The organism is Pelagibacterium lacus, assembly GCF_003345525.1.
GTDB lineage: Bacteria > Pseudomonadota > Alphaproteobacteria > Rhizobiales > Devosiaceae > Pelagibacterium > Pelagibacterium lacus.
Genome location: NZ_QQNH01000013.1, coordinates 33048 through 59562, shown reverse-complemented (window position 1 = coordinate 59562; position 26515 = coordinate 33048). Strand labels below are relative to the sequence as shown.

General features: G+C 65.8%; 23 protein-coding genes, 1 tRNA gene and 1 pseudogene. 16 read left to right on the top strand and 9 right to left on the bottom strand.

Annotated elements, in window-relative coordinates; translation table 11 throughout:
* Positions 1-31: 31 nt before the first annotated feature.
* From DVH29_RS10405 to DVH29_RS16200, 3 genes are all read left to right on the top strand, one after another.
* Complete coding sequence (locus DVH29_RS10405) at positions 32-1297, top strand: glycerate kinase type-2 family protein (RefSeq protein ID WP_114646109.1); 1266 nt, start codon at positions 32-34, stop codon at positions 1295-1297.
* Between the two features lie 457 nt (positions 1298-1754).
* The gene (locus DVH29_RS10400) at positions 1755-2561 is read left to right on the top strand and encodes an SDR family NAD(P)-dependent oxidoreductase (protein WP_245944951.1); all 807 of its coding nucleotides are present in this window, start codon (positions 1755-1757) and stop codon (positions 2559-2561) included.
* Between the two features lie 119 nt (positions 2562-2680).
* A complete protein-coding gene (locus DVH29_RS16200; protein ID WP_147276058.1) occupies positions 2681-3451 on the top strand; it encodes a 2-keto-4-pentenoate hydratase in 771 nt (256 codons plus the stop codon).
* A 122-nt stretch (positions 3452-3573) separates the two neighbouring features.
* Here DVH29_RS16200 and DVH29_RS10395 read toward each other — a convergent pair.
* The 5 genes and pseudogenes from DVH29_RS10395 to DVH29_RS10375 form a co-directional block, all read right to left on the bottom strand.
* Positions 3574-4025: pseudogene (locus tag DVH29_RS10395) on the bottom strand (altronate dehydratase); the annotation flags it as partial.
* A 209-nt stretch (positions 4026-4234) separates the two neighbouring features.
* Positions 4235-5295, bottom strand: a protein-coding gene (locus DVH29_RS10390; protein WP_114646107.1) for an IS630 family transposase whose coding sequence is annotated in 2 segments (ribosomal slippage) — positions 4235-4806 and positions 4806-5295 — 1062 coding nt in all. Because the reading frame shifts where the segments join, the coding sequence is not laid out codon by codon here.
* Positions 5296-5485: 190 nt separating this feature from the next.
* Positions 5486-5562: transfer RNA gene (locus tag DVH29_RS10385), tRNA-Arg, on the bottom strand.
* A gap of 157 nt (positions 5563-5719) precedes the next feature.
* A complete protein-coding gene (locus DVH29_RS10380; protein WP_158541631.1) occupies positions 5720-7129 on the bottom strand; it encodes a sensor histidine kinase in 1410 nt (469 codons plus the stop codon).
* 48 nt (positions 7130-7177) lie between these two features.
* Positions 7178-8593, bottom strand: a complete 1416-nt coding sequence (locus DVH29_RS10375; protein WP_114646105.1) for a dihydrolipoyl dehydrogenase family protein — start codon at positions 8591-8593, stop codon at positions 7178-7180.
* Positions 8594-8916: 323 nt separating this feature from the next.
* On the opposite strand from DVH29_RS10375, the gene rpmH reads away from it, so the two are divergent.
* Genes rpmH through yihA form a run of 4 tightly spaced genes read left to right on the top strand, consistent with a single transcriptional unit; the run spans position 8917 to position 12037 of the window.
* The gene (rpmH, locus tag DVH29_RS10370; RefSeq protein WP_114646104.1) at positions 8917-9051 is read left to right on the top strand and encodes a 50S ribosomal protein L34; all 135 of its coding nucleotides are present in this window, start codon (positions 8917-8919) and stop codon (positions 9049-9051) included.
* A 20-nt stretch (positions 9052-9071) separates the two neighbouring features.
* Positions 9072-9485 carry a ribonuclease P protein component gene (rnpA, locus tag DVH29_RS10365; RefSeq protein WP_342769887.1) on the top strand — a complete coding sequence of 138 codons (414 nt, stop codon included), beginning with the start codon at positions 9072-9074 and terminating at the stop codon, positions 9483-9485.
* Positions 9486-9518: 33 nt separating this feature from the next.
* Positions 9519-11339, top strand: coding sequence for a membrane protein insertase YidC (gene yidC / locus DVH29_RS10360; RefSeq protein ID WP_114646102.1), 1821 nt, complete (start codon positions 9519-9521; stop codon positions 11337-11339).
* A 59-nt stretch (positions 11340-11398) separates the two neighbouring features.
* On the top strand, positions 11399-12037 hold the full coding sequence (yihA, locus tag DVH29_RS10355) for a ribosome biogenesis GTP-binding protein YihA/YsxC (protein ID WP_114646101.1): 639 nt from the start codon (positions 11399-11401) through the stop codon (positions 12035-12037).
* 10 nt (positions 12038-12047) lie between these two features.
* Here the strand turns inward: yihA and recQ are convergent, their stop codons facing one another.
* Positions 12048-13880: a DNA helicase RecQ gene (gene recQ / locus DVH29_RS10350; RefSeq protein ID WP_114646100.1), complete on the bottom strand. Its 1833-nt coding sequence runs from the start codon at positions 13878-13880 to the stop codon at positions 12048-12050.
* Positions 13881-14107: 227 nt separating this feature from the next.
* Here recQ and DVH29_RS10345 point away from each other — a divergent pair, with 227 nt between their 5' ends.
* From DVH29_RS10345 to DVH29_RS10330, 4 genes are all read left to right on the top strand, one after another.
* Positions 14108-15610 (top strand): globin-coupled sensor protein, encoded by a 1503-nt coding sequence (locus DVH29_RS10345; protein ID WP_114646099.1) that lies wholly within the window; start codon positions 14108-14110, stop codon positions 15608-15610.
* 324 nt (positions 15611-15934) lie between these two features.
* Positions 15935-16477, top strand: a complete 543-nt coding sequence (locus DVH29_RS10340) for a TRAP transporter small permease (protein ID WP_114646098.1) — start codon at positions 15935-15937, stop codon at positions 16475-16477.
* A complete protein-coding gene (locus tag DVH29_RS10335; RefSeq protein WP_114646097.1) occupies positions 16474-17796 on the top strand; it encodes a TRAP transporter large permease in 1323 nt (440 codons plus the stop codon). Before DVH29_RS10340 ends, DVH29_RS10335 begins: the two co-directional genes overlap by 4 nt.
* Before the next feature lie 44 nt (positions 17797-17840).
* Positions 17841-18863: a TRAP transporter substrate-binding protein gene (locus tag DVH29_RS10330; protein ID WP_114646096.1), complete on the top strand. Its 1023-nt coding sequence runs from the start codon at positions 17841-17843 to the stop codon at positions 18861-18863.
* A gap of 4 nt (positions 18864-18867) precedes the next feature.
* Here DVH29_RS10330 and DVH29_RS10325 read toward each other — a convergent pair whose 3' ends face one another.
* The 3 genes from DVH29_RS10325 to DVH29_RS10315 are packed head-to-tail and all read right to left on the bottom strand — an operon-like array spanning position 18868 to position 21232.
* Positions 18868-19728, bottom strand: coding sequence for an SMP-30/gluconolactonase/LRE family protein (locus DVH29_RS10325; protein WP_114646095.1), 861 nt, complete (start codon positions 19726-19728; stop codon positions 18868-18870).
* Positions 19725-20330, bottom strand: coding sequence for a 2-dehydro-3-deoxy-6-phosphogalactonate aldolase (locus DVH29_RS10320; RefSeq protein WP_114646094.1), 606 nt, complete (start codon positions 20328-20330; stop codon positions 19725-19727). Before DVH29_RS10320 ends, DVH29_RS10325 begins: the two co-directional genes overlap by 4 nt.
* Positions 20327-21232, bottom strand: a complete 906-nt coding sequence (locus tag DVH29_RS10315) for a 2-dehydro-3-deoxygalactonokinase (RefSeq protein ID WP_199562571.1) — start codon at positions 21230-21232, stop codon at positions 20327-20329. Before DVH29_RS10315 ends, DVH29_RS10320 begins: the two co-directional genes overlap by 4 nt.
* Positions 21233-21385: 153 nt before the next feature.
* Here DVH29_RS10315 and cofE point away from each other — a divergent pair, with 153 nt between their 5' ends.
* The 5 genes from cofE to DVH29_RS10290 all read left to right on the top strand — a co-directional run bounded on the left by cofE (position 21386) and on the right by DVH29_RS10290 (position 26502).
* The gene (gene cofE, locus DVH29_RS10310) at positions 21386-22195 is read left to right on the top strand and encodes a coenzyme F420-0:L-glutamate ligase (protein WP_114646092.1); all 810 of its coding nucleotides are present in this window, start codon (positions 21386-21388) and stop codon (positions 22193-22195) included.
* Positions 22196-22602: 407 nt separating this feature from the next.
* Positions 22603-23586 carry a putative F420-0 ABC transporter substrate-binding protein gene (locus tag DVH29_RS10305; RefSeq protein WP_245944949.1) on the top strand — a complete coding sequence of 328 codons (984 nt, stop codon included), beginning with the start codon at positions 22603-22605 and terminating at the stop codon, positions 23584-23586.
* Between the two features lie 3 nt (positions 23587-23589).
* Entirely contained in the window at positions 23590-24648 is a 1059-nt protein-coding gene (locus tag DVH29_RS10300) for a putative F420-0 ABC transporter permease subunit (protein WP_114646091.1), read from the top strand.
* Positions 24645-25448, top strand: coding sequence for an ABC transporter ATP-binding protein (locus tag DVH29_RS10295; protein WP_114646090.1), 804 nt, complete (start codon positions 24645-24647; stop codon positions 25446-25448). The genes DVH29_RS10300 and DVH29_RS10295 overlap by 4 nt, the downstream gene beginning before the upstream one ends.
* Positions 25449-25500: 52 nt before the next feature.
* Positions 25501-26502: a TIGR03842 family LLM class F420-dependent oxidoreductase gene (locus DVH29_RS10290; RefSeq protein WP_114646089.1), complete on the top strand. Its 1002-nt coding sequence runs from the start codon at positions 25501-25503 to the stop codon at positions 26500-26502.
* The last annotated feature ends 13 nt before the right edge of the window (positions 26503-26515 follow it).

Below are 26515 nucleotides of genomic sequence, written 5' to 3'. Positions count from 1 at the left end.
GAACTCTGCAAAAGCGACGGGAGCCATAACCGTGTTTGGGGCTGATCGAAGGTTTTTGATTTCGCTGTTTGATGCTGCGGTCAAGGCGGCCGATCCAGAGGCGGCCATAGCGGCTTACCTGCCCGAAGCGCCAAAAGGACGGACCGTCGTCGTCGGTGCCGGAAAAGCTGCGAGCAAAATGGCCCTGGCCTTCGAAAAGCTGTGGGACAAGCCATTGGAGGGGGTCGTTGTCGACCGCCACGGAATGTCCGCGGAAACGCGGAAAGTCAAAGTCATCCAGGCGTCTCATCCCGTGCCGGACGAGGCAGGCATAGCCGCGAGCGCCGCCCTATTTGAAGCCCTGGAGGGGCTCACCGAAGACGATTTGGTTGTCGCCTTGATTTCAGGGGGCGCGTCATCGCTCTTACCTTGCCCGGCCGGGAACCTGTCTCTTGCAGACGAAATTGCGGTCAACCGGGCCCTGCTTGCATCGGGCGCGCCGATAACGGCGATGAATGTCGTCAGAAAGCATATTTCCGACATCAAGGGCGGAAAGCTGGCTTTGGCGGCCTCGCCAGCACCAGTCGTTAGCCTCATTGTGTCCGACGTTGTTGAGGACGATCCCGCGATCATCGGGTCTGGCCCCACTGTTCCAAGCCATGGGTCTGCGCGCGACGCACTCGCTATCGTTGATGACTACGATTTGAAATTGCCTGCCAGCGTGATCGAGCATTTGACCAAGGAAAATGCCGAACGGGGTCCGACTGATCCGGTGTTTTCCAATCATGCGGCCCTCGTCATTGCATCCGCTCGTGTTTCTCTCGAGGCAGCCGCAAATGTTGCGCAAGCGCAAGGGATCAAACCCGTCATCCTCTCGGACTCGATTGAGGGAGAAGCCAGAGAGGTCGGAAAGGTTTTCGCAGCTTTGGCTGGTGAAATATCCCGTTGGAATCGGCCTTTCGAAAGACCGGTTGTACTTTTGTCAGGCGGAGAAACCACGGTCACGATAGGCGATAGCAAGTGCGGTAAAGGGGGGCGGAATTCCGAGTTTCTGCTGTCGTTCGCCTGTGGAATCGAAAACTGCCAAAACATAGCGGCCCTTGCCGCGGATACCGACGGGATCGATGGATCCGAGACCAATGCCGGTGCATTTGCGGATGGTGAAACGATGGCTCGCATTCGCAAAGCCGGGGGGAACGGGGAGGCATTTCTCGCCAACCATGATTCCTGGTCGGCCTTCAGCCTTATTGGCGATCTGTTCGAACCGGGAGCAACCGGCACCAACGTCAATGATTTTCGCGCAATCCTAGTTCGTTAGCGCCAATCGATCGCTGGGCAAGATCACTGCATGGTAAGCGTGTGAATCTTTTGCCCCTACTTAAGTGATGCCACGCGCATGGTGTCGTCGGCCGCCGATAGCGGCCATGAGGTGGGCAAATAAAGTGTGTGACGCGCCGACCCCGCCTTATTTCGTGATATAAAGACCTCATTATTTGGCGAATCTTGCGTTTTTTTTCCTATGGATGATGCCAAACAGCACTTTTGGAGACTGGAATTTTCCGACGGTCTGGAATGTTAGATCCAAAATAGTTATTATTATACAATATGATGCAGGATTTGCAGTTTTTGCTGCGCTGAGATTGCAATAAAACATCATGATAATTGACATTGGTTGACATCAGTTGGCCATTGATATGTAATGTGATGAAGATCGTCATATCACTGTGCGGCGCCAGCCTCTGCGCCGACAATTCCATTTTAAGGAGGAAACTTTAGTGACATCTCAGGCTTCCGAAATGCTTCAGCGCAGCAAGCAGTCTTCGGCATCTGGCCGACTTGAAGGAAAGGTAGCCTTCATTACCGGCGCCGCATCAGGTATCGGTCGCGCTGCAGCGCAGCTTTTTGCCGCCGAAGGCGCTAAAGTGGCCGTTGTCGATCTTTTGGAAGATGCGGGCAGGGCGGTTGTGGATGAGATCAACGCCAATGGCGGTTCCGCAATCACCATCGCCGCTGACATTACAGATCCCGACCGCGTTGAGTTTGCCGTCAACCAGACTATGGAAAAGTTTGGCAAGCTTAACATCGTTTACAACAATGCCGGTGGTTCAACGATCCGTGACGACACCGCTGTAGACGTTCCGCTCGACGAATTCTGGCGGGCGATAAAGCTCGATCTGTTCGGCTGCTTTCTCGGTTGCCGTTTCGGCATTCCGGCAATCATCGCGTCCGGCGGAGGGGCGGTGGTCAATACGACGTCCAATGTGGCGCTGATGGGCTTTCCGGGTCGCGACGGCTACACAGCGGCAAAAGGCGGCGTGGCTGCCATAACACGCTCTCTGGCCGTGGCTTATGCCAAACAGGGAGTCAGGGTGAACGCCGTGGCTCCTGCGACAACCAGAACTGAGCGCGCAATGAAAATGATGGCAGCCGATGGCGTGGTTGGCGAGGTTACTGCGCGCCAGCTATTGGGCATTGGTGAGCCCATCGATATTGCAGAGGCCGCTCTGTACTTGGCTTCAGACGCGTCGCGCATGACCACTGGGTCTATTCTTTTGGCAGATAGCGGCACCACCATCTCCTGAGGATTGAAGGCCGGATCGGACCGCCATGGAGGGAATCCTATGCCTGGGGAGGGGGGTGCCTTATTGCCCCGCTTGCCGGGCGCGGTTCTGCATCAGCGTTCAAGCGCAGAGGCGATTTAATGACATTCCCGATTGAAAATTTCGCTGCCAGTTTGGCAAATGCCTGGAAAACGCAAACAACCATCGCGCTGAGCGAGCCCTTGCCGTCCAGACAAATCGCATATGCGGTTCAGGATCGTTTTTTTGAGCTTTCAGGTGAGAAAAGTATCGGATGGAAGGTTGGCGCAGCAGCGCGTACCATTCAAATCGAACACGGTCATGACGGTCCAATTCCGGGTCGCATGCCCGCCGCTCATTTTTACCGGTCTCCGGCGAAAATTCACTACGAGGCGTTGCCGGGATCGCAGGCCGAGTGCGAATTTGCATTTCGTGTGACAAGACAATTTACGGCCAATAGGACGTATGGCCAAGACGAGATCGCCTCGTCATTGGTGCTTCTTCCTGCAATCGAAATCGCTCAGTTCCGAACTCACACGTGGGGCGATCGGGTACGCGGCACATATGATGAGATTGCCGACAATGGCGGAGCAGCAGGCTTTGTCGCTGGTCCTGAAATACACGACTGGCGCACCATAGATCTCGCGCAGGTTAAAATCAATTCATCAATTGATGGTGGAAAGCCAACGTCCCAGAATACCGGTGACAGATGGAGACATCCCCTAGACGTCGCCATTGGAATGATAAACGAGATCTGTGCTCGGGGCTATGATTTGGGCGAGGGGCAATATTTGAGTACAGGATCGAGTACAGTTCCGCAAAAACTAGCGTCTGGAAATCATCTCATCGCAAATTTCGGCGTATTGGGAACCGTCGAACTTGAAATGCTATAAGATCCCCGTCCATTGCCGCTATTTGACGAGCACGGCTCGTTTTCATCGTGCTTTTCATGTCGGGTGGCGATGGCATTGCAGGTCTTGCCGCACAGCTCGCTTACGGAAACGTCTGCTCCTGACTACATCACGGCTCCGATCTGCCAGGGCGTAAATTCGCTGTCGCCATAGCCGAGATCTTCCGATTTCGTGCGCTTGCCCGAGGCGACGGCGAGAATTTCCCGAAAAATCTCAGCGCCCTTATCCTCAAGGCTCACCCCTTCGAGGATGTCGCCACCATTGATATCCATGTCCTCGGTCATGCGGAGTTTGTCGTAAGCTTGATCGAGGGAACGGGCTTGCAGCCGAAGGCCGAGCCGCGGCCGGTGGTGAAGCATAGCATGTTCGCTCCGCCCGCGACCTGTCCGGTGGCCGAGACGGGATCGAAGCCCGGCGTATCCATGAACACAAAGCCACGTTCGCGCACAGGTTCGGCCTTGGCCGCAGCGGCGAAAGATTTTTCGAGGATGGTCGTCAGCCCGCCCGCCTTGTTGCCAGGGGAGGGATTGTTGTTCATCTCGCCGCCATTACGGGCGCAACAGGTCGGCGACCGACCAGATGAACGATGAAAGTGCTTGCTGGTTCACCGATGAAATACCCCCAAAAGCCATCGGGAATAGACCGCACTGGGTGACATTTGACAACCTCTTGAGGTTACCGTGGTGTTATAAGCGGAGGTGGCAGCACTCCTTGTCCTGAGAAAGCAGGTGGCCGGCGGTGCTCGGTAATACCAAGACTCTCTGATTAGAACCCATGCGCCCAGTGGCGCAATCCGATGGACATGATGCGCCATGGCTGATCGATGAGGCGGTTCCAGGCATGGCAGCAGTGGTCGACGACGTTGTCGTAGGACGAGAAGATGCGGTTCGAGAGCCAATTCTCGCGCAAGAACTGCCACACGTTTTCGACAGGGTTAAGCTCAGGGCACTTGGGCGGCAGCGGCAGCAATGTGATGTTGTCGGGGATGGTGAGCTTTCCCGACAGGTGCCATCCGGCCTGGTCAAGCATAAGCACGGCATGAGCGCCGGGCGCGACCTGACTGCTGATTTCGGCCAGGTGCATATCCATGGCCTCGCTATTGCAGCGGGGCATGACCAGCGCGGCACCCTTTCCTTCTGCGGGACAGATCGCGCCAAAGATCCAGGCCGACGCCCGGCGCAGATCCCGTGGCGCGACAGGTCTTGTGCCTCGCTTGGCCCAGCGACGGGTGATCTGCGTCTTCTGGCCGATCCGGGCTTCGTCTTGCCACCACAGCTCTATCCGGGTGCCTTTCGGCAGGCTTCTTCGGATTTGCGCCAGACGCGCGGGGAAGTTATTTTAAAAATGGCGATGTCTTCAGGGCGCTGCCCTCGATGACGCGGTCGGGCCGAGAGCTTGCGATAGCCCATGGTGCGCAGTTCATGCCCCAGAGCCTGCTTGCTGATCGACACCTTGAACTCGTCCCACAGCCATTGGACGAGATCTATGATCCGCCAGCGCACCACGCCATGAACTGCGGGAATGGGGCCAGCTTCGATGGCGTCCGCCAGCGCGCGCCGGTGGGTGTCGTTGAGGATCGTGTCGGGGCCCGGGGCCTTTCGCGTAGCCAGACCATCGGGACCGTCTGCATTGAAGCGCAGTACCCAGTCCCTCACGATCTGCAGCGTCACCCCGCCGGTCAGGGCTGCTGCGCTGCGGCTGCCACCGTCCAGGATCATCGCTATCGCCAGAAGGCGGCGGACTTGCGCTGCATCCTTGCTCATTCGCGCAAAAGCACGGACCTGCACAGAACTGAAATCATCCCGAAGCTTCACCGCCGCCGCCATCGCAAACCTCCAACCGTTTGCGATGGTGAATCACGACAAACTCAAGCCAGAAACCCCTCGTGAGTCAGATTCCACAGGTTTTGGTATGATTGCATGAACCCGTGGCGACCTGGTGGCGACCCAGCATAAATAACGGCCTCTACGCTAAATGTGCCGCTCCAATAAATCATTGATTATATTGAAAGAAAATTGGCGCGCCCGAAAGGATTCGAACCTCTGACCCCCAGATTCGTAGTCTGGTGCTCTATCCAGCTGAGCTACGGGCGCGCAGTGCCGTTTCGGTGGCGAAAAAGGGGTGATCCCCAGCGGCAGGCGCAACGCTTATACCGGCTTGCACGCCAATGCAAGGGCAAGAACGGCAAAGTTTTCGACCATTTTTCCAAACGCCCCGCTCTGCCTTGGCCCTGGCTGCAAGTCACTCCGCCTAGCCCGCTCCGGGCAGGGGCAGGGTGATCGCGAACACCGTGCCCGTCTCGCCCTCGCGCAGCGCGATGGCGCCGCCATTGGCTTCCACCAGTTCGCGGGCGATGGGCAGGCCCAGCCCCGTGCCCCCGGCCTTGGCCGAGCCCTCGAAGGCGATAAAGAGGTTTTCGCGGGCGCGCGGGGGCAGGCCGGGGCCGTTGTCGCCGACCAGCAGCGTCACCATGCCCTCGCCCGCATCCGCCCGATAGCGCACCTCCGGGCCGGCGATGGCCGGGCCGGCCGCTTCCAGCGCCTCGCGGGCATTGTTGAACAGATTGACCAGCACCCGCGCCAGATGGTCCGGGTCGACGCTGACCACAAGGTCGTCCGGCACCTGGTTGGCAAAGGCGATGGTCGTGTGCCCGACCAGCCCGGCCCCCACAGCCGCCTCCATGCCCAGCGCGCGCAAATCGACCGGCTGGGGGCGGGGCGGGCTGGTCTGCTGCCGGCCATAGTCGAGCACCGTCTGGGCGAAGGCGATGGCCTTGTCCAGCGTCGTCACCAGGCGCGGCGCCAGCTTCTGCACCTGGGGGTCGTCGAGATTGGCCACCTGGTCCGACAGCAATTGCGCCGAGGTCAGCATGTTGCGCAGATCGTGGTTGATCTTGGAGACTGCGAGGCCCAGATCGGCCAGGTGCCGGCGCTGGCGCAGCATGGCGAACAGCTCGGCCTGGGTTTCGGCCACCGTGCGCTCGAGCACGCCGAGCTCGTCGCGCCGCCCCGGCTCGGGCACAAGGATCAGCGTGCCGTTTTCCGGGCTCTGCCGGAAGGCCAGCATCGAGGCGGTCAGCCGCTTGATCGGCCCGATGAGCAGGCTCTCGGCCAGGACGTAGATCACCATGGCGGTGACCGCCGCGATGACGATCGACACCATGACGATATTGCGCGCATAGGTAATGAGATCGGCCCGCAAGGGGCTTTCCGGCATCAGCACCTCGACCACCGAATCCCCCGCTCCCGGGGGCGAGCCGACGATGCGCAGCGTGCGCTGCCCGCCGAACACCAGCGTGTCGAGCGCGGCGCCGATCAGCGCCAGGGGGTTGGGGTCGCGCAGGTCGGCGAGATGGGAGGTCTCGGGCATGCTGACCGCCTGCAGCGCGATGAGATCGGTCTGCCCCTCGCGGCGATAGACGATGGCGATGGCCCCGGCCGCCTCGAGCAGCGGATCGGTGATCTCGGCCGGCAGGTCCATGACGTCGGGCACCGCGTCGAACACCCGCACCGCCACCCCGCCCACCCGCAGCCGATCCTCCAGCCACCCGGCGCGGTAATTGGCCAGCGAGGGGAGGAAGACGGCGATCTCAATGAGCAGGATGACCAGCGCGATGGCGGTGATCAGCTTGACCGAGAGCCCGGCCCACGGTCCGGGCACTTTGGCAACGTCCTGCTTCATAAGCCCGAATCTACAGCCCGATTTTGCCTATGGCAACAAGCGCTTAACCGCGGCACGCCAGCCGGGCCCGCGTTCCCTGCCATGGCGGCGCCGATATTCGCGCGCCAATTGCGCGATCGCCTGGGAAAAGGAGGGATGCGGCGCGATGGCCGATCCCAGCGTCTCGGGGGTGAGTTTGAGCGCAATGGCCAGCCCGAACAGCGGCGCCAGCTCTCCCACTTCGGGGCCCACCATGCCCGCCCCGACAATCCGCCCGTCGCCGCGTGTGATCAGCTTGATGTGCCCATGCGGTTCGGCCCGGGCCCGGGCTGCGTCGGTGGCGGCAAAGCCGGTCCGCGTCACGATGGCGTCGCCCTTGAAGGCTTTTAGGGCCTCCTGTTCGGAAAGCCCGATCTCGATCAGCGCCGGGCGCGTCTGCACCATTCTGGGCACCGGCGCGTCCGGCCCGTCGCGGCGCAGCAATGCGGCGACGGCGCGCTCGGCTCCGTGGCGCGCCGCGGCCTCGCCCCGCACCCCCGCCGCCTCGCCGGCCATGGCGATGCGCGGATGGCTGGTGCGCCCGTCGGGGCGCAGCACCGGCCGCCCGTCCTCCAGGCGCAGCCGGAGGCGGTCCAGCCCCAGCCCGTCGAGGGCAGGGCGGCGCCCGGTGGCGAAGACGATATGGCTCACCGCGATCCGCTCCTCCTCGGGACCGGATTTGAGCGCCACTTCGAGACCCTCGTCGTGCTGCTCGAGGGAGACGATCCCGGTATTGGCGCGGATATCCATGCCCTCGGCCCGCAGCCGGCGCAGCACCGCCTCGGCCAGTTCGGGGTCGTGGTCGCCCAGGGGCTCGAGCATGTCGACCACCGTCACCGCCGCCCCGAGCCGCAAATGGGCCTGGGCCAGCGCCAGCCCGGTCGCTCCGCCGCCCACCACCAGCAGATGGCCGGGGCGACGGGTGATCTCGATCAGCGTCTCGGGGGTGAAATAGTCGATGGCGTCGAGGCCGGGAATATCGGGCACCAGCGGACGCGATCCCGTGGCGATGAGAATGTTCTGCGCCCGCAGCGTGCGCTCGCCCACCGCAAGGGTCATGGGGCCGGTGAAGCGGGCCGTGCCGGCGATCACCTCGATCCCCGCCGCTTCCAGCCGCTCGCGGGCGATGTCGGGGGAGGCCGCCTCGACCACCTGGCGGATGCGCGCATTGACCCGGGCGAAATTGACCTTGGGGTCGGCGGCGGCCAGCCCCAGGGCGCCGGCCTCGCGCATCTGGTGCGCCCGTTCGGCGGTGGCGGCCAGCGCCTGGGCCGGCAGCGTGCCCCAATTATGGGCGACCCCGCCCAGTTCCCCCGCTTCGATCAGCGCCACCCGCGCGCCGAGTTCCACGCCGCGTTCGGCGGCGGCCAGCCCGGCCGGCCCGGCGCCGATGACCACGAGATCGATCCTGTGCTGTTCGGCCATTGCCGCCACCCCGCGCAAGTTTGTCGTCCGCTTTACCGGCTTTCACGCCGGCCAGAAAGAGCATCGGGACAATTTGCCCCGCCGTCGCGGCCCAAGGGGGGCGGATCGGGCGATGTGCGGGGCAGGGGGCGGGGTCCGGGACGCCCGCACATCGACGCGGAATCCTCGTCCCGGCGAATTGACTTGCCCGCGCCTTTTCCCTATAAGCCGCCCAACCTTTGCCATGGCAGCGGATCTGCGTCCTATGCCAAGATTGCAAGTCCAATTTACGAGCCATAGTGCACAACCAGAGGATCGCGCGGACCAGCGCGCGGTAAGAACCCATGAAGCGTACATTTCAGCCGAGCAATCTCGTGCGCGCCCGCCGTCACGGCTTCCGTGCCCGCATGGCGACCGTGAGCGGCCGCAAGATCATCAATCGCCGCCGCACCAAGGGCCGCAAGCAGCTGTCGGCATAACGCACGAGCCAATCGTTGCCATGCCGGAAGCGCCGGCATTGCCGATGCGCCGTCTCAAGAAGCGGGCACAGTTTTTGAGGGCCGCGCGGGGCACGAGAGTGGCCAGGCGCGGCTTTGTGTTGCAGGCGGTGGCGGTCGCCGATCCGGCCCCGGGGGTAGGATACACCGTCACCAAGAAGGTGGGCAACGCGCCCCAGCGCAACCGCATCAAGCGGCGCCTGCGCGAAGCGGTGCGGGCCTGTGCGGGTGGATTTTCCGGCAACCATGATTATGTGTTGATCGGACGGCGCGAGAGTCTCGAGCAACCCTTCGAGGCGCTGACCGGGGATCTGGCCAAGGCCCTCGGACGCATCCACGGCCAGCCAGGCGGGCAGGGGAAGCAACCCGCAAGGCAAAGGCAGGCGGCGCTGCGTCGCAGCGGCGACGATGTTTAGGACCAGAGCTTTCCCCAGCGGACACCGGAACTCATGAACGAAAACAACCGAAATATGATCCTGGCCGTCGTCCTGAGCATGATCGTGCTCTTCGGGTGGCAGTTTTTCATCGCCGGGCCGCAGCTCGAACAGGCCCAGCGCCAGGCCGAACTGACCGCCACCCAGGAGCAGGTCGCCCAGGAGAGCGCCGACCTCGTCGCGCCGGCCGGCGATGCGGCAGCTCCGGCCGTGCCGGGCGATGCGGTGGTTTTCGAAACCCGCGACCAGGCGCTGGGCGCCTCGGGCCGCGTCGCCATCGCCACCGATTCGCTCTCGGGCTCCATCAGCCTCACCGGGGCGCGCATCGATGACCTGCACCTCACCCGTTACACCGAGACCCCCGACCCCAGCAGCCCCACCATCACCCTGCTGTCCCCGGCCGGAACCTTGCAGCCCTATTATATCGAGCATGGCTGGGTGGCCGCCGCCGGGTCCGATCTGGCCCTGCCCAATCCGCAGACCGTGTGGGAGATCGAAAGCGGGGAAACCCTCACCGCCGCCACGCCCGTGACCCTTGTGTGGGACAATGGCGCCGGCCTCACCTTCCGCCGCACCATCAGCGTCGACAACAATTACATGTTCGCCGTCGAGCAGTCGGTGGACAATGCCGGCGCGGGCGATGTGGCGCTCTATCCCTATTCTCGGGTCAGCCGGCTCTACACCCCGCAGACGCAGAATTTCTTCATCCTGCACGAGGGCCCGGTCGGCGTCCTGGGCGAGAACAACCTCGTCGAGCACTCCTATGGCGATTTGCAGGAAGAGGGCCAGCTCGATTTCGTCTCCACCGGTGGCTGGCTGGGCTTCACCGACAAATACTGGGCCACGGCCATCATCCCGCCGCAGGACGAAGTGGTCAATGCCCGCTATTTCTTCGGCACCGGCTCGCCCAGCGGCCAGGACTACCGCGCCAATTTCGTGGCGCAGACCCCGGTCGTCGTGCCGGGCGGCGGCTCGGCCACCCATGAAAGCCTCGCCTTTGCCGGGGCCAAGGTGGAAGCGATCATCGATTCCTACGAGCAGGCCTATTCCATCGACCGGTTCGAGCTGATGATCGACTGGGGCTGGTTCCACTTCATCACCAAGCCCATGTTCTACCTCATCCGGCTGCTCTACGAGTTCCTGGGCAATTTCGGGCTCGCCATCCTGGCGGTCACCGTCATCGTCAAGGCGCTGTTCTTCCCGCTGGCCAACAAGAGCTATGCCTCCATGGCCAATATGCGGCGCGTGCAGCCCAAGATGAAGGAGATCCAGGAAAAGCATAAGGATGACCGCGCCGCCCAGCAGCAGGCGATGATGGAGCTCTACAAGACCGAGAAGATCAATCCGATCTCGGGCTGTTGGCCCATCCTGATCCAGATTCCGGTGTTCTTCGCGCTCTACAAGGTGCTGTTCGTCACCATCGAAATGCGCCACGCGCCGTTCTTTGGCTGGATTCAGGACCTTGCCGCCCCCGATCCCTTGCACATCTTCAACCTGTTCGGCCTTCTGCCCTATGATCCGAGCGCCGTGCCGGTCATCGGCTCCTTCCTCGCCATCGGCATCTGGCCGGTGATCATGGGCATCACCATGTGGGTGCAGATGCGCCTCAACCCGCCGCCGGCCGACCCCACCCAGGCGATGATCTTCAACTGGATGCCGGTCATCTTCACCTTCATGCTGGCCGGTTTCCCCGCGGGTCTTGTCATCTACTGGGCCTGGAACAACTTCCTCTCGGTGGTGCAGCAATGGGTGATCATGAAGCGCCACGGCGTCGAGGTGAACCTGTTCGGCAACATCAAGAATTCGTTCAAGCGCAAGCCCAAGGCCGCTGAGTAAGACTGTTTGAGAAGCGAGGGGCCGGGAAACCGGCCCTTCGCCCGTCCGGACCCGCCCTCATGACCGATCTGCCCGATTTCGCCGAAACCGTCCGCCTGCTGTTCGCCCGTCCCTGGGTGTTCCTCAAGGGCTGCGTGCGCGTGTCCGATCTGCCCCTCGACGATGTGGTGGAGATCGCCTTTGCCGGGCGCTCCAATGTGGGCAAGTCCTCGCTGATCAATGCCCTTGTCGGGCAGTCGGGGCTGGCCCGCACCTCCAACACCCCCGGCCGCACCCAGGAGCTCAACCTGTTCGCGCCCGAGGCCGGCGGCATCCGCATCGTCGACATGCCCGGCTACGGCTTTGCCAAGGCGCCCAAGCCGGCGGTGGAGAAGTGGAACCGGCTCATCCACCAATTCCTGCGCGGCCGCCCCAATCTGCGCCGCGTCTATGTGCTGGTCGATGCCCGCCACGGCCCCAAGCCCAATGACGCGACGGTGATGAACGAGCTCGACCGCGCCGCCGTCTCCTATCAGGTTGTGCTGACCAAGGCCGACAAGCTGATCGAGAAGGACCTGGCCGGCGTCGTCGCGGCGACGGCGAAATTCATCGCCAAGCGCCCTGCCGCCCATCCCGAGATCATCCTGACCTCGTCGGAAAAAGGCCACGGCATCGACGCCCTCCGCACCGAAATCGCCCGCCTGCGCGACGGGCTTTGATCCCGACTCCCTACGCCCCCTCCGCGATCGCCATCAGGAACACCGCGCCATAGCGCTCCAGCTTGGTATCCCCCACGCCCGGCAATTCCCGCAGCGCGGCGAGGGTTTGCGGGCGCGCCGTCGCCATGGCCCGCAGGGTGGTGTCCTGGAACACCACATAGGGCGGCACCCCCTGTTCGGCGGCGATGGCCCGCCGCCGGGCTCTGAGCTTGTCGAACAGCGCCTGCGCCTGCGGCGTCAGCTCCGGGCCGGCCAGGGCGCGATTGGTGTCGCGGGCCCGGCGCGTCCGGTCGCGCCGCAGGGTCACCGGGCGCTCGCCGCGGAACACGGCCCGCGCGCCCGGGTCGAGATAGAGCGCGCCATGGGCCTCATGGTTCACATGCACCAGCCCGGTGGCCGTCAATTGCCGCACCACGCTGCGCCAGGTCTTGGCTTCGATATCGCGCCCCACCCCGAACACCGGCAATTGGTCGTGGCGGAATTTCTCCACCTTCTCGGTGGCCTTGCCCATGACCACGTCGATCACATGCGCCGCCCCGAAGCGCTGCCCCGTGCGGTAGATGGCCGACATGATCTTGTTGGCCGCCTCCGTCCCGTCCCAGGTGTCGACCGGGTTGAGGCAGGTGTCGCAATTGCCGCAGCCGCCCGCATGGGCCTCGCCGAAATGGGCCAGCACCGCCTGCCGCCGGCAGCCCGCCGTCTCGCACACCCCCAGCAGCGCGTTGAGCTTGGCGTTTTCCAGCCGCTTGATCTCCTCGGGCGCATTGCCCTCGGCGATCATCCGCCAGCGCTGGCTCACATCGGCCAGCCCGTAGCACATCCAGGCGTCCGAGGGCTGCCCGTCGCGCCCGGCCCGCCCGGTTTCCTGATAATAGGCCTCAATCGAGGAGGGCAGGTCCATATGCGCCACATAGCGCACATCGGGCTTGTCGATGCCCATGCCGAACGCCACCGTGGCGACGAGGCACACCGCATCGGCCTTGAGGAAGGCGTCCTGATTGGCCGCTCGCACCCGCGCGTCGAGCCCGGCGTGATAGGGGAGGGCGGGGATGCCCTTGTCGTTGAGGAATTCCGCCACCGCCTCCACCTTGGCGCGCGACAGGCAATAGACGATGCCGCTCACCCCCTCATGGCCCTTGAGGAAATCGAGCAATTGCGCCCGCGCATTGGCCCGCTCGACGATGGTGTAGGAGATGTTGGGCCGGTCGAAGCTCGACAGGAAGGTGCGCGCCGCGTCCAGCCCCAGCCGCTCGATGATGTCGGCCCGGGTCGTGGGATCGGCCGTCGCCGTCAGCGCGATGCGCGGCACATGCGGAAACACCTCGCGCAGCCGGATCAGGTCGCGATATTCGGGCCGGAAATCATGCCCCCACTGGCTGACGCAATGGGCCTCGTCAATGGCGAACAGCGCGATGTCGATGCTGGCCAGCAGCTCCATGAATCCCGGCGCCGACAGCCGCTCGGGCGCCACATAGAGCAAATCCAGCTCGCCATCGCGCAGCGCCTGCCGCACGGCGCGGTTCTCCTCGGCCGAGAGGGCCGAATTGAGCGCCGCCGCCCGCACCCCCGCCTGGCGCAGCGCTTCCACCTGGTCGCGCATCAGGGCGATGAGGGGGGAGATCACCACCCCCACCCCGTCGCGGCAGATGGCGGGGATCTGGTAGCACAGCGATTTCCCCGCCCCGGTGGGAAACAGCACCACCGCATCCCCGCCGCCGATCACATGCTCGACCACCTCTTCCTGCTGCCCGCGAAAGCTGTCGAGTCCGAACACCGAGCGCAGCACCGAAAGCCCGTCATTGGGGCGGGGGGCGGAGAAAAGGGTGGGGGCGCTGATGGGCATGCAGGGGTCCTTGGCGGGCCGTGGCCCCGAATCGCCCCATATTGCCCCGGCCCCATGCCCCGGTTCAACCCGCGCGGGCGAGGGGAGGCGCAAGGCCCCGCCATCCGTGGCAGAGGGTCGCAACCCATGCGCCGATTAGACCTCCCTTAACCATCCTGCGGTTAGCTGGCGGCAACACGGGCGGGGGATTTCGGGCATCGGCCCCCGCTGGCCAGAGGGGACACGCCATGACCACGCCAATCCATCCCGATCTCCAGTCCCGGCTCGATTTCATCGGGCTCGACGAGAGCTCGCGCGCCCGCCTCAAGCTGATCGAGACGGCGGTCGACACCCATCTCCCCCGGGCGCTCGACAGGCTTTACGACAAGATCGCCCAAGTGCCCGAGGTGTCGCGCTTCTTTTCCGGCCGCGACCAGATGGCGCGCGCCCATTCCAGCCAGGTCGGCCATTGGCGCGAGATCGCCCGCGGACGCTTCGACAATGACTATCTCGCCTCCAGCACCCGGATCGGCAATCGCCACGCCCTGATCGGGCTGGAGCCGCGCTGGTATATCGGCGGCTATGGCATCGTCATCGAGACCCTCGTCCGGGGCGTCGTCCACGACTACATGGCCGAAGAGCTCAAATCCATGCGCAAGCTGCGCCCCGACGCGGTGATGGAAAAGGTCGACATCATGGCCGCCGCCGTGGCCGAGATGATCCGCGCCATCATGCTCGATATCGATATCGCGGTCTCCATCTATTACGACCGGCTCACCGAGGAGGCGCGCGAGACCGAGCAGCGCAATGCCGCCCGCATCCAGCGCACCGTCGATCTCACCGGCGAGGCCCTGCGCTCCTATGCCGATGGCGATCTCGACGCGCGCATCACCGCCGAGTTCGAGCCCGAATTCAGCCAGATCAAGGATGATATCAACGCGGTCGGCGAGCGCTTCGGCGCCATTGTCGGGCAGTTGCGCCAGACTTCGAGCGCCCTGCGCACCGCGACCTCGGAAATCCTCACCGGCGCCAGCGACCTCGCCGACCGCACCACGCGCCAGGCGGCGACCATCGAGCAGACCTCGGCCGCCATGGAAAATCTGGCCCGGACCGTGGCCGGCAATGCCCGCGACGCCGAGCAGGCCAGCGCCAAGGCTCAGGCCGCCGCCCGCGCCGCCGAGGACAGCGGGCGCATCATGGATCAGACCACCGCCGCCATGGAGCGCATCACCGCCTCCTCGTCCAAGGTGTCCGACATTATCGGATTGATCGATTCCGTGGCCTTCCAGACCAATCTCCTGGCGCTCAACGCCTCGGTGGAGGCGGCCCGGGCCGGCGAGGCCGGCAAGGGGTTCGCGGTGGTGGCGGTGGAAGTCCGCCGCCTCGCCCAGTCCGCCGCCCAGGCGTCGAGCGAAGTGAAGGGCCTCATCGACCAGTCCGGCCGGGAGGTGGCGGCCGGCGCGCTTCTGGTGTCCGATGCCTCGGCCCGGCTGGCCGGGCTTCTCGACGCGGTGCGCGAGAATGCGACGCTTCTGGAGACCATCGCCTCGGGCAGCCGCACCCAGGCGGAGTCCATCGAGGAGGTCAATGCCGGGGTGCGTCTGATGGACCAGATGACCCAGCACAACGCCGCCCTGGTCGAGGAGACCAACGCCGCCATCGCCCAGACCGAGGCCCAGGCCGTCGAGCTCGACACCATCGTCGACGTCTTCGCCACCGCCACCCCCCGCAAAACCCCCCGCGCCGCCTGACCCGCAGTCTCAGCGCCCCCCTCATCCGTCTCGAACCTCGCGGTCCGATCCACCTTCTCCCACCAGGGGAGAAGGCGAACCCAGAGGCCGCGCCGATCTTTCCTTCTCCCCTGGTGGGAGAAGGTGGCCGCGAAGCGGTCGGATGAGGGGGGCGCGGCGCTTCCTCGCCCACCCCCGCCCGCGAGACCCCCCTTCCCATGTTCGAAAAGTCCAATTTATTGTCAGCATAGTCTATTGTTGAACTGTGTGGGTGTACGCCACGCTTGACGAACGGCAGGCGGCCTGGTTCCGGTCGGGGCAGGCGGCCGCAAGGGGAGGACATTCGTGTTTCAGGATCATTCGCCACTGGGGCGAAGCGTTTATGCGCTGGCCAGGGGGCTGGCGCTGCTGGGCGGCGTCGCCATGGTGGTCGTCGTCGCCATGGTGACCATATCCATCGTCGGCCGCGCCCTCATATGGGCCGGGCTCCGTCCCATACTGGGCGATTATGAAATGGCCTCCATGGGCATCGCCTTCGCCGTCTTCACCTTCCTGCCCTGGGCCCATCTCGAACGCGGCCACGCCATCGTGACCCTGTTCACCGACCAGTTCGGCCCGCGCATCAACGCCTGGCTGCTGGTCGTCACCGACACCATGATGCTGGTCACCGCCGCCTTCATCGCCTGGCGGCTCTATTTCGGCATGCTCGACAAATTCGCCTATCGCGAGACCACGCAATTGCTGCGCATTCCCCTCGGCTGGGGGTATACGGCGGGCTTTGTCTGCACCTTGGTCTTCGTCATCGCCGCGCTCTACGTTCTCGGCCGCTCGATCACCAATGCGCTGACCGGCCGCTCCGAGCCCAAGCACCTGGGAGCCGAGCTATGAGCAATGTGCTTTTGGGGCTCCTTTCCTTCCCGGTCATGCTGGCGCTGATCTTCCTGCGCGTACCCATCGGCATCGCCATGCTGGCCACGGGCGTGTTCGGCTCGTTCCTCATCACCGGCAGCTTCAACCCGATCCTCGCCCAGTTCAAGAACCTCACCTATTCCACCTTCGCCTCCCATTCGCTTTCCATCGTGCCGCTGTTCCTGCTGATGGGGGCCTTCGCCACCCTTTCGGGCATGTCCACCAAGCTGTTCGACGCCGCCGCCTCCTGGCTCGGGCACAAGAAGGGCGGGGTGGCCATGGCCGCCATCGGCGCCAGCGCCGGCTTCGGCGCCATTTGCGGCTCTTCGCTGGCCACCGCCGCCACCATGGGCAAGGTGGCGCTGCCCGAACTGCGCAAATACGGCTACTCCGGCGCGCTTTCCACCGGCACTGTCGCCGCCGGCGGCACGCTGGGCATCCTCATCCCGCCCTCGATCATCCTCGTCATCTTCGCCGTGCAGACCGAGCAGAACATCGCGCGGCTGTTCATGGCCGCCTTCCTGCCCGGCTTTCTCGCCGTGCTCGGCTATCTCGTGGTCATCGCGCTTTACGTGCGGGCGGTGCCCGGCTCGGGCGGCCAGCGCGAGCGGGTGCCCTATGGCGCGCGCTTCCGCCAACTGGTCGGCATCTGGCCGGTGCTCGCCGTGTTCGTCGCGGTGATCGGGGGCATCTATACCGGCATCTTCACCCCCAGCGAGGCCGCCGCCATCGGCGCGGCGGGCACCGGCATCATCGCCATCGCCACCCGCTCGCTGTCGCGAAAAGGGCTGGCGGAAGCCTTCCTCTCCACCGCCTCGGCCACGGCGATGATCTTTTTCATCGTCCTCGGCGCCGCGGCCCTCAACGCCTTCCTCGCCCTGTCGCAACTGCCGCAGGCGACGGCGCTCTGGGTCGGCGAGCAGGGGCTCAATCCGTGGCTGGTCCTCGTCCTCGTGCTGCTGTTCTATCTCGTGCTCGGCTGCGTCATGGATTCGCTCTCCATGATCCTTTTGACCGTGCCCATCGTCTATCCGATGATGCTGGCGCTCGATTTCGGCCTCGCGCCCGACGATTTCTCGGTGTGGTTCGGCATCATCATCCTGATCGTCGTCGAAGTGGGGCTGATCACGCCGCCGGTGGGGATGAATCTGTTCATCATCAACGCCATGGCGCCCTATGTGCGCCTGTCGGAAACCTATCGCGGCGTCTGGCCCTTCGTTGCCAGCGATATCGTACGCACCGCCATCCTCGTGGCCTTTCCATCCATCACCCTGGCGCTGGTCTGGCTGTTCTACTGATCAAGAACCGCACGCATGCCGCGTGCAACAAAGGGAGAGAGACTATGAAACTGCAATCGATCCTCTTGGGTGCCGTCGCCTCCGTCCTCGTCATGGGCGCGGCGGTGGGCCAGGACGTGACCCTGCGCGTCCACCAGTTCCTGCCCGCCCAGGCACCCATTCCCGCTCAGGCCATCGCCCCATGGGCCGAGACCATCGAGGAACAGTCCGGTGGCCGCATCGCGGTCGAGCTCTATCCGGCCATGCAGCTCGGCGGCGCCCCCGACAGCCTGTTTTCCCAGGCCCAGGACGGGGTCGTCGACGTGATCTGGACCGTGCTCGGCTATACCCCGGGGCGCTTCCCCAAATCCGAAGTGTTCGAACTGCCCTTCCTCGTCACCAATGGCGAGGACTCCTCGGTGGCCTTCTACGATTATGTGATGGAAAACGCCGCCGACGAATTCGCCTCCGTGCATGTCATCGCGCTGCACACCCACGGTCCCGGCCTCTTCCACTCCAAGCGCCCCATCACCAGCCTCGAGGACCTGCAGGGCATGAAGGTGCGCGGCGGGTCGCGCATCATCTCCGACATGCTGGCCCAGCTCGGCGCCGAGCCGGTCGGCATGCCGGTGCCCGAGACCGCCGAGGCCCTGTCGCGCGGCGTCATCGATGCCTCGACCTCGCCCTGGGAGGTGACCCCCTCGCTGCGCATCGCCGAGCTGGTCTCGCACCATATCGGCTTTTCCGGCGAGCAGGGCCTTTACAGCCAGACCTTCGCCTTCGTCATGAATCGCGGCACTTATCAGGGCCTGCCCGAGGACCTGCGGGCGGTGATCGATGCCAATTCCGGCGTCGAGGTGTCGCGCCTGTTCGGCCAGGCCATGGATGCCGGCGATGAGGTCGGCCTGCGCATCGCCCAGGAGGCGGGCAATGCCATCGTCACCCTCGACGAGGCGGAAACGGCGCGCTGGAAGGAAGCCGCCCTGGTCACCGTCGAGGACTGGAAAGCCGACATGGCCGCCATCGGCATCGACGGCGAGGCCCTCTACGCCTCCGCCCTCGCGCACATGGCTGCCGTTAGTCAGTAGGACTCTAAATCAGGACGCGCGGCTCCGGCAGCCCGCGTCCGGCCTCTGTTGCCGCGAAGACCATGCCCGATTGCGGCGCCGCTTCCAACCCCGCCGCGTCGAGCCCCTGCTGCGCCGTGGTGCAATAGAGCGTCGTAAAATCCGGCCCGCCAAAGGCCGGGCAGGAGGTGTGGGGCGCGCCGAACCCGATCGCCCTCACGAACGTCCCGCGCGGATCGTAGACCGCGACCCGCGCGGCGCCCCATTGGGCCGAATGGAAATTACCGTCCCGGTCGACCACCGCACCATCGGGATTGAGGCCTTCGGCGGCGAGGTCGAGAAACGTCTCCGGCGCTCCGGCCGGCGCCCCGGTCTCCGCGTCCAGCGCCACGCGCCGCACCAGATTCCTGGCCGTGTCGGAAAAATACGCCCATTGCCGGTCGGGCGAAAAGCAGATCGCATTGGGGATCGATATCCCCTCGAACAGCATCTCGACCCGCCCCCCGAAATAGCGGTAGATCGCCCCCGCTTCGGGCTCCGCTTCCTTGCCCATGGACGAGAACCAGAACCCGCCCCACGGGTCGGCGCGCCCGTCATTGCTGCGCCGCCCGGCCCCGAGATCGATGGCGAGGTGCCGCTGCCGCGCGCCGGTCTCGATGTCCAGCAGCCACAGCGCCGTCTCGCCGCAGACCAGCAACCGGTCGCGGTCGATCCAGCCCGCCGCCGACACCATCTCGTCGAAGGTCCACGCCGCCTGCCGCTCCCCCGCACGCGTCAGGAGCTGGCGATTGACGATGTCGAACCAGAACAATTGCCCGCGCTCGGGGTGCCAGAGCGGCCCTTCGCCGAGACAGCAGGCCCGGTCGTCATAGACCGTGGCGGTCACCCCATGGCCTCGTCATAGGCCGCGACCAGCGTTCGGGCCCGCTCGGCCAGCGCCGCGACGCTCATCCCCGGCGTATAGAGCGCCGTGCCGATGCCGAAGCCCTCGGCCCCCGCCTTGCGCCAGCTGGCGAAATTGTCCGGCCCAGCGCCGCCCACCGCATAGACCGGCACCTCCTTGGGCAGCACGGCGCGCAGCGCCGCCACCCCGCCGGTCCCCATCACCGATGCCGGGAAGATCTTGAGCCCGTCCGCCCCCGCCTTGATCGCCGCAAAGCACTCGCTGGCCGTGAACACGCCGGGAAAGGACTGCATGCCGCGCCGCTTGGTCTCGGCGATCACCGCCACGTCGCAATTGGGCGACACCACCAGCCGCGCCCCCATGTCCGCCAGCCGCGCCACCGCCTCGGTATCGAGCACCGTGCCCGCCCCGATCAGCGCCCTCTCGCCTAAGGCCGCGATCATCTGGCCGATGCTGTCATAGGGCTCGGGCGAATTGAGCGGCACCTCGATCGTGGTGATCCCCGCCGCGATCAGCGCTTCGCCCACCGGCAGGGCCTCTTGCGGGGTGATGCCGCGCAGGATGGCGATCAGCTTGCGGGTCATGCGGTTACCTTCCAGCGTTCATAGGCCGAGACCAGCCCCGAGAGCGTCAGCGATCCGCCATCGGCGATCTGCGATTGCCCCCCGGCCATATCCAGCGCGGTTTCATACAGCCTGACGAGGCGCGAGGCCCCGATCAGCACCGTGGTCCGGCCCTGCCAATAGTCCCGCGTCCCGGCGACTTCCGCGCCGATCAGCAGTCCCGACAGCCGCGACTTGGCCGCCACCGCCGTCTGGCCGGTGAGCAATTGCTCGGCCCGGATCGAAAACAGCTGGGCCAGCAGCGTGGGATTGGCAAGGCTTTCCGAGACGCCGCGCGCAAATGCCGCTTCGTCCCAGCCTTCGCCCGCCACGCTGTGGCGCAGCACCGAATGGGTGGTGAGCATCGCGAACACCTCCCCGGTCATCATGGTGTTGAAGCGGGTGATGACGCCCTTGTCCAGCCGCACCCATTTCGAATGCGTGCCCGGCAGGCACAGCACCCCGTCGCCGCCGTTCTCGGCGGCGAACCCGGCCACCTGGGTTTCCTCCCCGCGCATCACGTCGGCCGGCTCGGCCTGGCTCAGCCCGGCGATGATCATCACCGCGATCCTGGGGTCGGTGGTGGGGGCAAGGGTGAAGCTGTCCCCGCCCGGCGTCACCGGCACGCTGATATAGGGGGCTTCGATCCAGCCCTGGCGCGCGCCCACCATGCCGCAGGCGATGACCGGCACGCGCCGTCCTGCGCCCAGCCAGCCCGATATGGCCTTGAGCAGCGCCGGCTCGAATGCCTCGGGGGCCAGCGTGCCCATGCCGTCGGGGCTTTCGGTTTCGGCCAGCACGCCATTGTCGTCGTCCATGGCCCAGGCCCGCAGGTTGGACGTGCCCCAATCGAGCGCGATCCAGGCGGGAAAAATGTCCGGCATCAGAGTATGGTCCTTGAACTGGGAATGTTTCGCGTGTTTCTAGCGCTATTCGCACGCCCTGTGCAGCCATGAAAGATTTTACCAAAGGGTCAAAAAGTCGTAAGACTACCGCAGAGGGGGCCTGGCCCCGGGGGAGATGGGGATTGGCGATCTATGGCTGAACGGCTGGTTCTGTGGGGCATCGGGGGCATCCCCGAAATCGTTGCCGGCGACGATCTGGAGGCCATCCTCTCGCACGCCATCGCCGCCATGGCGGCGGAAGACCCGGACACCGCGCTGGCCGACGGCGATATCGTCATCGTCACCTCCAAGATCGTCTCCAAGGCCGAGGGCATGCAGGTGCCCCTCGCAGCGCGCGATCTGGCCATCGAGGAGGATACGGTGCGCATCGTCGCCGAGCGCGCCCATGCGGGCGGGGTCACCCGCATCGTCGAGACGCGGCAGGGCCTCGTGATGGCCGCCGCCGGCCTCGACACCTCCAACGTGCCCGACGGGCAGGCCCTGCGCCTGCCGCGCGATCCCGATGCCTCGGCCCGCGCCCTGTGCGCCGCCCTGCGCCGGCGCTGGGGCCGGCGCGTCGGGGTGATCATCACCGATACGCTGGGGCGCCCCTGGCGGGTGGGCCAGACCGACGCGGCGATCGGCGCCGCCGGGCTGCAACTGGTCGACGATCTGCGCGGCGGTGTCGATGCCAATGGCCGCCCGCTCAACGTTACGGTCACCGTGGTGGCCGACGAACTGGCCGCCGCCGCCGATCTGGTCAAGGGCAAGGCGTCCCGTGTGCCGGTGGCCATTGCCCGGGGCCTTTCGCGCCTCGTCGCCGATCTCGACGCCCCCGGCGCCCGCACCCTTGCCCGTCTCGGCGACGACGACATGTTCCGCTTCGGCTCCACCGAGTCCTGGCGCCAGGGCTACGCCGCCGCCCTGCGAGAACTGGCCGAGCGGAAGGAAAAAGTGAAATGACCGATCGCCACCACCCCACCGCCTTTGCCAATTTCACCCCCGCCTGCCCAGCTTTTCCCTCCCCTCGAGGGGGAGGGATCAAGGGTGGGGTGGGGCCGGGGACACTTTCGCCAGCCCCGTTGTCCCACACCAGCTCAGCGCCCCCCTCATCCGCCCCTTCGGGGCACCTTCTCCCACCAGGGGAGAAGGAAAGCCCGCCGCTGCCACAGGAACTCCTTCTCCCCTGGTGGGAGAAGGTGGATCGGACCGGCAGGTCCGAGACGGATGAGGGGGGCGCAGCGCTGGCTCGAACCACAAGCGCCAGTGACCGGGTCCCGCACGCCCGCCAGGCACCTTCCGTTCTCCCACCAGGGGAGAAGGAAATCCCGCCGCCGCCACACGAACCCCTTCTCCCCTGGTGGGAGAAGGTGGATCGGACCGGAAGGTCCGAGACGGATGAGGGGGGCGCAGCGCTGGCCAGGCGCACCGCCGCCGCTTTCGTCCTCGCCGCTTTCGCCCTCCCCCTCGCCACTCCCGCCGCGGCCACCGACTACCCCCTCACCATCGAAAACTGCGGCACCAGCGTCACCTTTGCCGCGCCCCCCCAACGGGTGGTCACCATCAAGTCCACCGCCACCGAAATGCTGCTCGCCCTCGGGCTGGGGGACCGCATCGTCGGGGTCGGCTTCCAGGATGGCCCGGTCCCCGAGCAATGGGCCCCCGCCGCCCCCCTCCCGGTGCTCGCCGACCGCGTTCCCAGCCAGGAAGTGGTGCTCGAGGCCGAGCCCGATTTCGTCTATGGCGGCTGGGAATCGAGCTTTGCCGCCGATGCGGCGGGCACCCGCGACAGCCTCGCCGCCCTCGGCGTCGCCACCTATGTCGCCCCCACCGCCTGCCGCTCGCAGACCCCCGGCAAGCTGGACTTCGAGGACGTGTTCGACCAGATCCTCGAAATGGGCCTGATCTTTGATGTCGAGGACCGCGCCACCGCGCTGGTCGCCGAGCAGCGCACCATCCTCGAAGCCATCAAGCCCGTCTCGGGGGTGACTGGCCTGTGGTATTCCTCGGCCACCGCCACCCCCTATGTCGGGGCCGGCCTCGGCGGCCCGCAAATGACCATGGAGGCGCTGGGCATCGCCAATATCTTCGCCGACCTCCCCGACACCTGGGCCTCGGCCAGCTGGGAGGCGGTGGTCGATGCCGATCCCGGCGTCATCATCCTCGTCGATGCCCTGTGGAACTCCCGCCAGCAGAAGATCGCGCTTTTGAACGACAACCCGGCCACCGCCAATCTCTCCGCCGTCCGGGCCGAGCGCTATCTCACCATCCCGTTTCCCGCCGCCGAGCCGGGCATCCGCTCGGTGCCGGCCACGCGCGATCTCGCCGATCAGCTCGCGGCCTTGGGGAACTGAGCCATGGTCGCCGCGGCGGGAAAAGCGTCGGCGCTCACCCTCACGGCCCTGCGCCGCCTCAAATTCCGCATCTGGATGCTGGGGCTCATGCTGGCGCTGGCCGCCTCGCTCGTCGTGGCGGTGACCATCGGCCCCGCCGCCATCGGGCCGGGGGAGGTGTGGGCGGTGATCGCCCACAAGCTCGGGCTTATCGCCGACAGCCCGGTCTCGCGCCTGCGCGAGGGGATCGTGTGGGAATTGCGCCTGCCGCGCGTCCTCGCCGCCGCCGCCGTCGGGGCGGGGCTGGCCATTTGCGGCGCCACCATGCAGGCCCTGACCCGCAATCCCCTGGCCGATCCCTATCTGCTCGGCCTCTCCTCTGGAGCCTCGGTGGGCGCGGTGGCCATGCTGCTGGCCGGCGCCACCCTCCTGCTGCCGCTCGGTGCCTTTCTCGGGGCGCTCGCCGCCATGGCGCTCACCCTGGGGCTGGCGCGGGCGCTCGGGGCCATCACCGCCGCGCGCGCCATCCTCGCCGGCCTCGCCGTCTCGGCGCTGGCCTCCGCGCTCACCTCCTTCCTCATCTTTTCCACCGCGACCGGGGATTCCTATCGCGAAATCCTCGCCTGGCTCATGGGCTCGCTGGCCGGGGCGCGCTGGGGCGATGCCGGGCTGGTGCTGGCCGCCCTCGCCGTCATTGGCGGGCCGCTCATCATGGCCGGCCGCGTTCTCGACGGCTTCGTCTTCGGCGATGCCGCCGCCGGGGCGCTGGGCATCGATGTGGGCCGCACCCGCTGGCTGATGCTGGGGGCGACGGCGCTGCTCACCGGCCTCCTCGTCGCCGTCTCCGGTGCCATCGGCTTTGTCGGGCTCATCCTCCCCCACGCGGTGCGGCTGATGGTGGGGGGACGCCACCGGCACCTCCTGCCGCTCGCTGCCCTGGCCGGGGCCGTCTTCATGGTCTGGGCCGATACGGCGGCCCGCACCCTGTTCGACCCGCGCGAATTGCCGGTCGGCATCGTCACGGCGCTGTTCGGCGCCCCGGCCTTCTTCCTCATCCTCCTTGCCAATCGGCGGTCCACATGAGCCTTTGTGTGCAGCAGGCCCGCCTCGTCCTCGACCGCCGGCCCATTCTCGATGATGTGTCGATCGCCCTGCGCCCCGGCCGGCTCAACGCGCTGATCGGCCCCAACGGGGCGGGCAAATCCACCCTGTTGCGGGTCATCCTGGGGCTCGAGCCCGCCGCCCACGCGCATGTGGAGTTCGAAGGCTCCGATTTCCACGCCCTGCCGCGGCGCGAGCGGGCCCGCATCGCCGCCCTGGTCGAGCAATCGAGCGCCACCGAGCAGCCCATCGACGTCCATGACGCGGTGATGCTGGGCCGCCTGCCGCATCAGGGCCTGTGGTCCGCCGATACGCAGGCCGAGGACGAGGCGGTGGTCGCCGCCGCGCTGGCCCGCACCGGGCTCGCCGCTTTCGCCACCCGGCGGCTGGCGACGCTGTCGGGCGGCGAGCAGCAGCGGGTGCATATCGCCCGCGCGCTGGCCCAGCAGCCCCGGCTCATCCTCCTCGACGAGCCCACCAACCATCTCGATCTCGCCGCCCAAATGGCGGTAATGGAGATCCTGCGCGGCCTCGCCGATGCCGGGCTGACCCTTCTGGTCACCATGCACGATCTCAACCTCACCGCCGCCTGGTTCGATCACGTCATCGCGCTGCATCGCGGCCGGGTGGTGGCCGAGGGCGCGCCGGAGGCGGTGATCGAACCGGGCTTTCTCGCCGAGGTCTATGGGGTCGCCGCCAGCATTCTCGCCGATCCGGCGACCGGTCGCCCGGTCATCGCCTATGGCCCGCAAAAGTTTCTTGCAGGACCGGCAATAATTTGATCATCTGGTCAAAATCCGCGCGCCGGGGCGGAGAAAAGGGTAGGGGAAGCATATGGAATTCGGGATCACCTTCAAGGGCTTTGTCGCGCATGACCGGGCGCGGTATCTCATCCAGGCCGCCGAATATGCCGGTTTTACCTATTGCTGGTTCTATGATTCCCACATCCTGTGGCGCGATCCCTATCCGGTGATGGCCATGGGCATGGAGGTCACCCGCGCCATGCGCTTCGGCCCCCTGGTCACCAATCCGGACGTGCGCGACTGGTCGGTGGCCGCCTCGCTGTTCGGCTCGCTCGCCGAGCAGAGCGGCGGGCGCTTCGATCTCGCCGTGGGCCGGGGCGATTCCTCACGCCGGGTCATGGGCCACAAGCCGGCCCCCTTGAAGCGCGTCGCCGAATTCATCGCCAAGACCCGCGCCATGGTGCGCGGCGAGGAGGTGGTCTATGGCGACGTGCCCAATCCGGTGCAGTTCCCCTGGGCCTCGGGCCATGAGATGCCCGCCTGGATGGCCGCCTACGGCCCCCTGGCGCTCAAGACGGCGGGCGAGCACGCCGATGGGGTGGTGCTGCAGATCGCCGATCCGGGCCTGTGCAAATGGTTCACCGACCAGTGCATCGCGGCGGGCCGCGCCGCCGGCCGCGACATGGGGGGCTACCGCTCCATGGCCGCCGCCCCGGCCTATTTCGGCGACCGCCAGCGGGCCATCGCCGCCACCCGCTGGTTCCCGGCCATGGTGGGCAATCACGTGGCCGACATCGTCGAGAGATACGGCGCCGACTCCGACAAGGTCCCCGCCAGCCTCACCTCCTATATCGAGGCCCGGCGCGGCTACGACTATTCCAAGCACGGCCAGTCCGACAATCCCTATCTCGATTTCATCACCGACGACATTGTCGAGAGCTTCTGCGTTTTGGGCGAGCCCGAGGACCATATCCGCAAGATTCATGAGCTTGCGGCGGCGGGCGTCACCCAGTTCAACATCTATCTCGACAGCGGCGACGAAGAGGAGATCATCGCCCGCTACGGCCGCGACGTCATCCCCGCCTTCCGCTGACCCCTTCTTCCTT

Excerpts from the sequence above, each read along its gene's own strand:
- DVH29_RS16200 (WP_147276058.1), top strand. The coding sequence starts at position 2,681 with ATGACATTCCCGATTGAAAATTTCGCTGCCAGTTTGGCAAATGCCTGG.
- DVH29_RS10375 (WP_114646105.1), bottom strand. The coding sequence starts at position 8,593 with ATGGCCGAACAGCACAGGATCGATCTCGTGGTCATCGGCGCCGGGCCG.
- rpmH (WP_114646104.1), top strand. The coding sequence starts at position 8,917 with ATGAAGCGTACATTTCAGCCGAGCAATCTCGTGCGCGCCCGCCGTCAC.
- rnpA (WP_342769887.1), top strand. The coding sequence starts at position 9,072 with ATGCCGGAAGCGCCGGCATTGCCGATGCGCCGTCTCAAGAAGCGGGCA.
- yidC (WP_114646102.1), top strand. The coding sequence starts at position 9,519 with ATGAACGAAAACAACCGAAATATGATCCTGGCCGTCGTCCTGAGCATG.
- yihA (WP_114646101.1), top strand. The coding sequence starts at position 11,399 with ATGACCGATCTGCCCGATTTCGCCGAAACCGTCCGCCTGCTGTTCGCC.
- recQ (WP_114646100.1), bottom strand. The coding sequence starts at position 13,880 with ATGCCCATCAGCGCCCCCACCCTTTTCTCCGCCCCCCGCCCCAATGAC.
- DVH29_RS10345 (WP_114646099.1), top strand. The coding sequence starts at position 14,108 with ATGACCACGCCAATCCATCCCGATCTCCAGTCCCGGCTCGATTTCATC.
- DVH29_RS10335 (WP_114646097.1), top strand. The coding sequence starts at position 16,474 with ATGAGCAATGTGCTTTTGGGGCTCCTTTCCTTCCCGGTCATGCTGGCG.
- DVH29_RS10330 (WP_114646096.1), top strand. The coding sequence starts at position 17,841 with ATGAAACTGCAATCGATCCTCTTGGGTGCCGTCGCCTCCGTCCTCGTC.
- DVH29_RS10320 (WP_114646094.1), bottom strand. The coding sequence starts at position 20,330 with ATGACCCGCAAGCTGATCGCCATCCTGCGCGGCATCACCCCGCAAGAG.
- DVH29_RS10315 (WP_199562571.1), bottom strand. The coding sequence starts at position 21,232 with ATGCCGGACATTTTTCCCGCCTGGATCGCGCTCGATTGGGGCACGTCC.
- cofE (WP_114646092.1), top strand. The coding sequence starts at position 21,386 with ATGGCTGAACGGCTGGTTCTGTGGGGCATCGGGGGCATCCCCGAAATC.
- DVH29_RS10300 (WP_114646091.1), top strand. The coding sequence starts at position 23,590 with ATGGTCGCCGCGGCGGGAAAAGCGTCGGCGCTCACCCTCACGGCCCTG.
- DVH29_RS10295 (WP_114646090.1), top strand. The coding sequence starts at position 24,645 with ATGAGCCTTTGTGTGCAGCAGGCCCGCCTCGTCCTCGACCGCCGGCCC.
- DVH29_RS10290 (WP_114646089.1), top strand. The coding sequence starts at position 25,501 with ATGGAATTCGGGATCACCTTCAAGGGCTTTGTCGCGCATGACCGGGCG.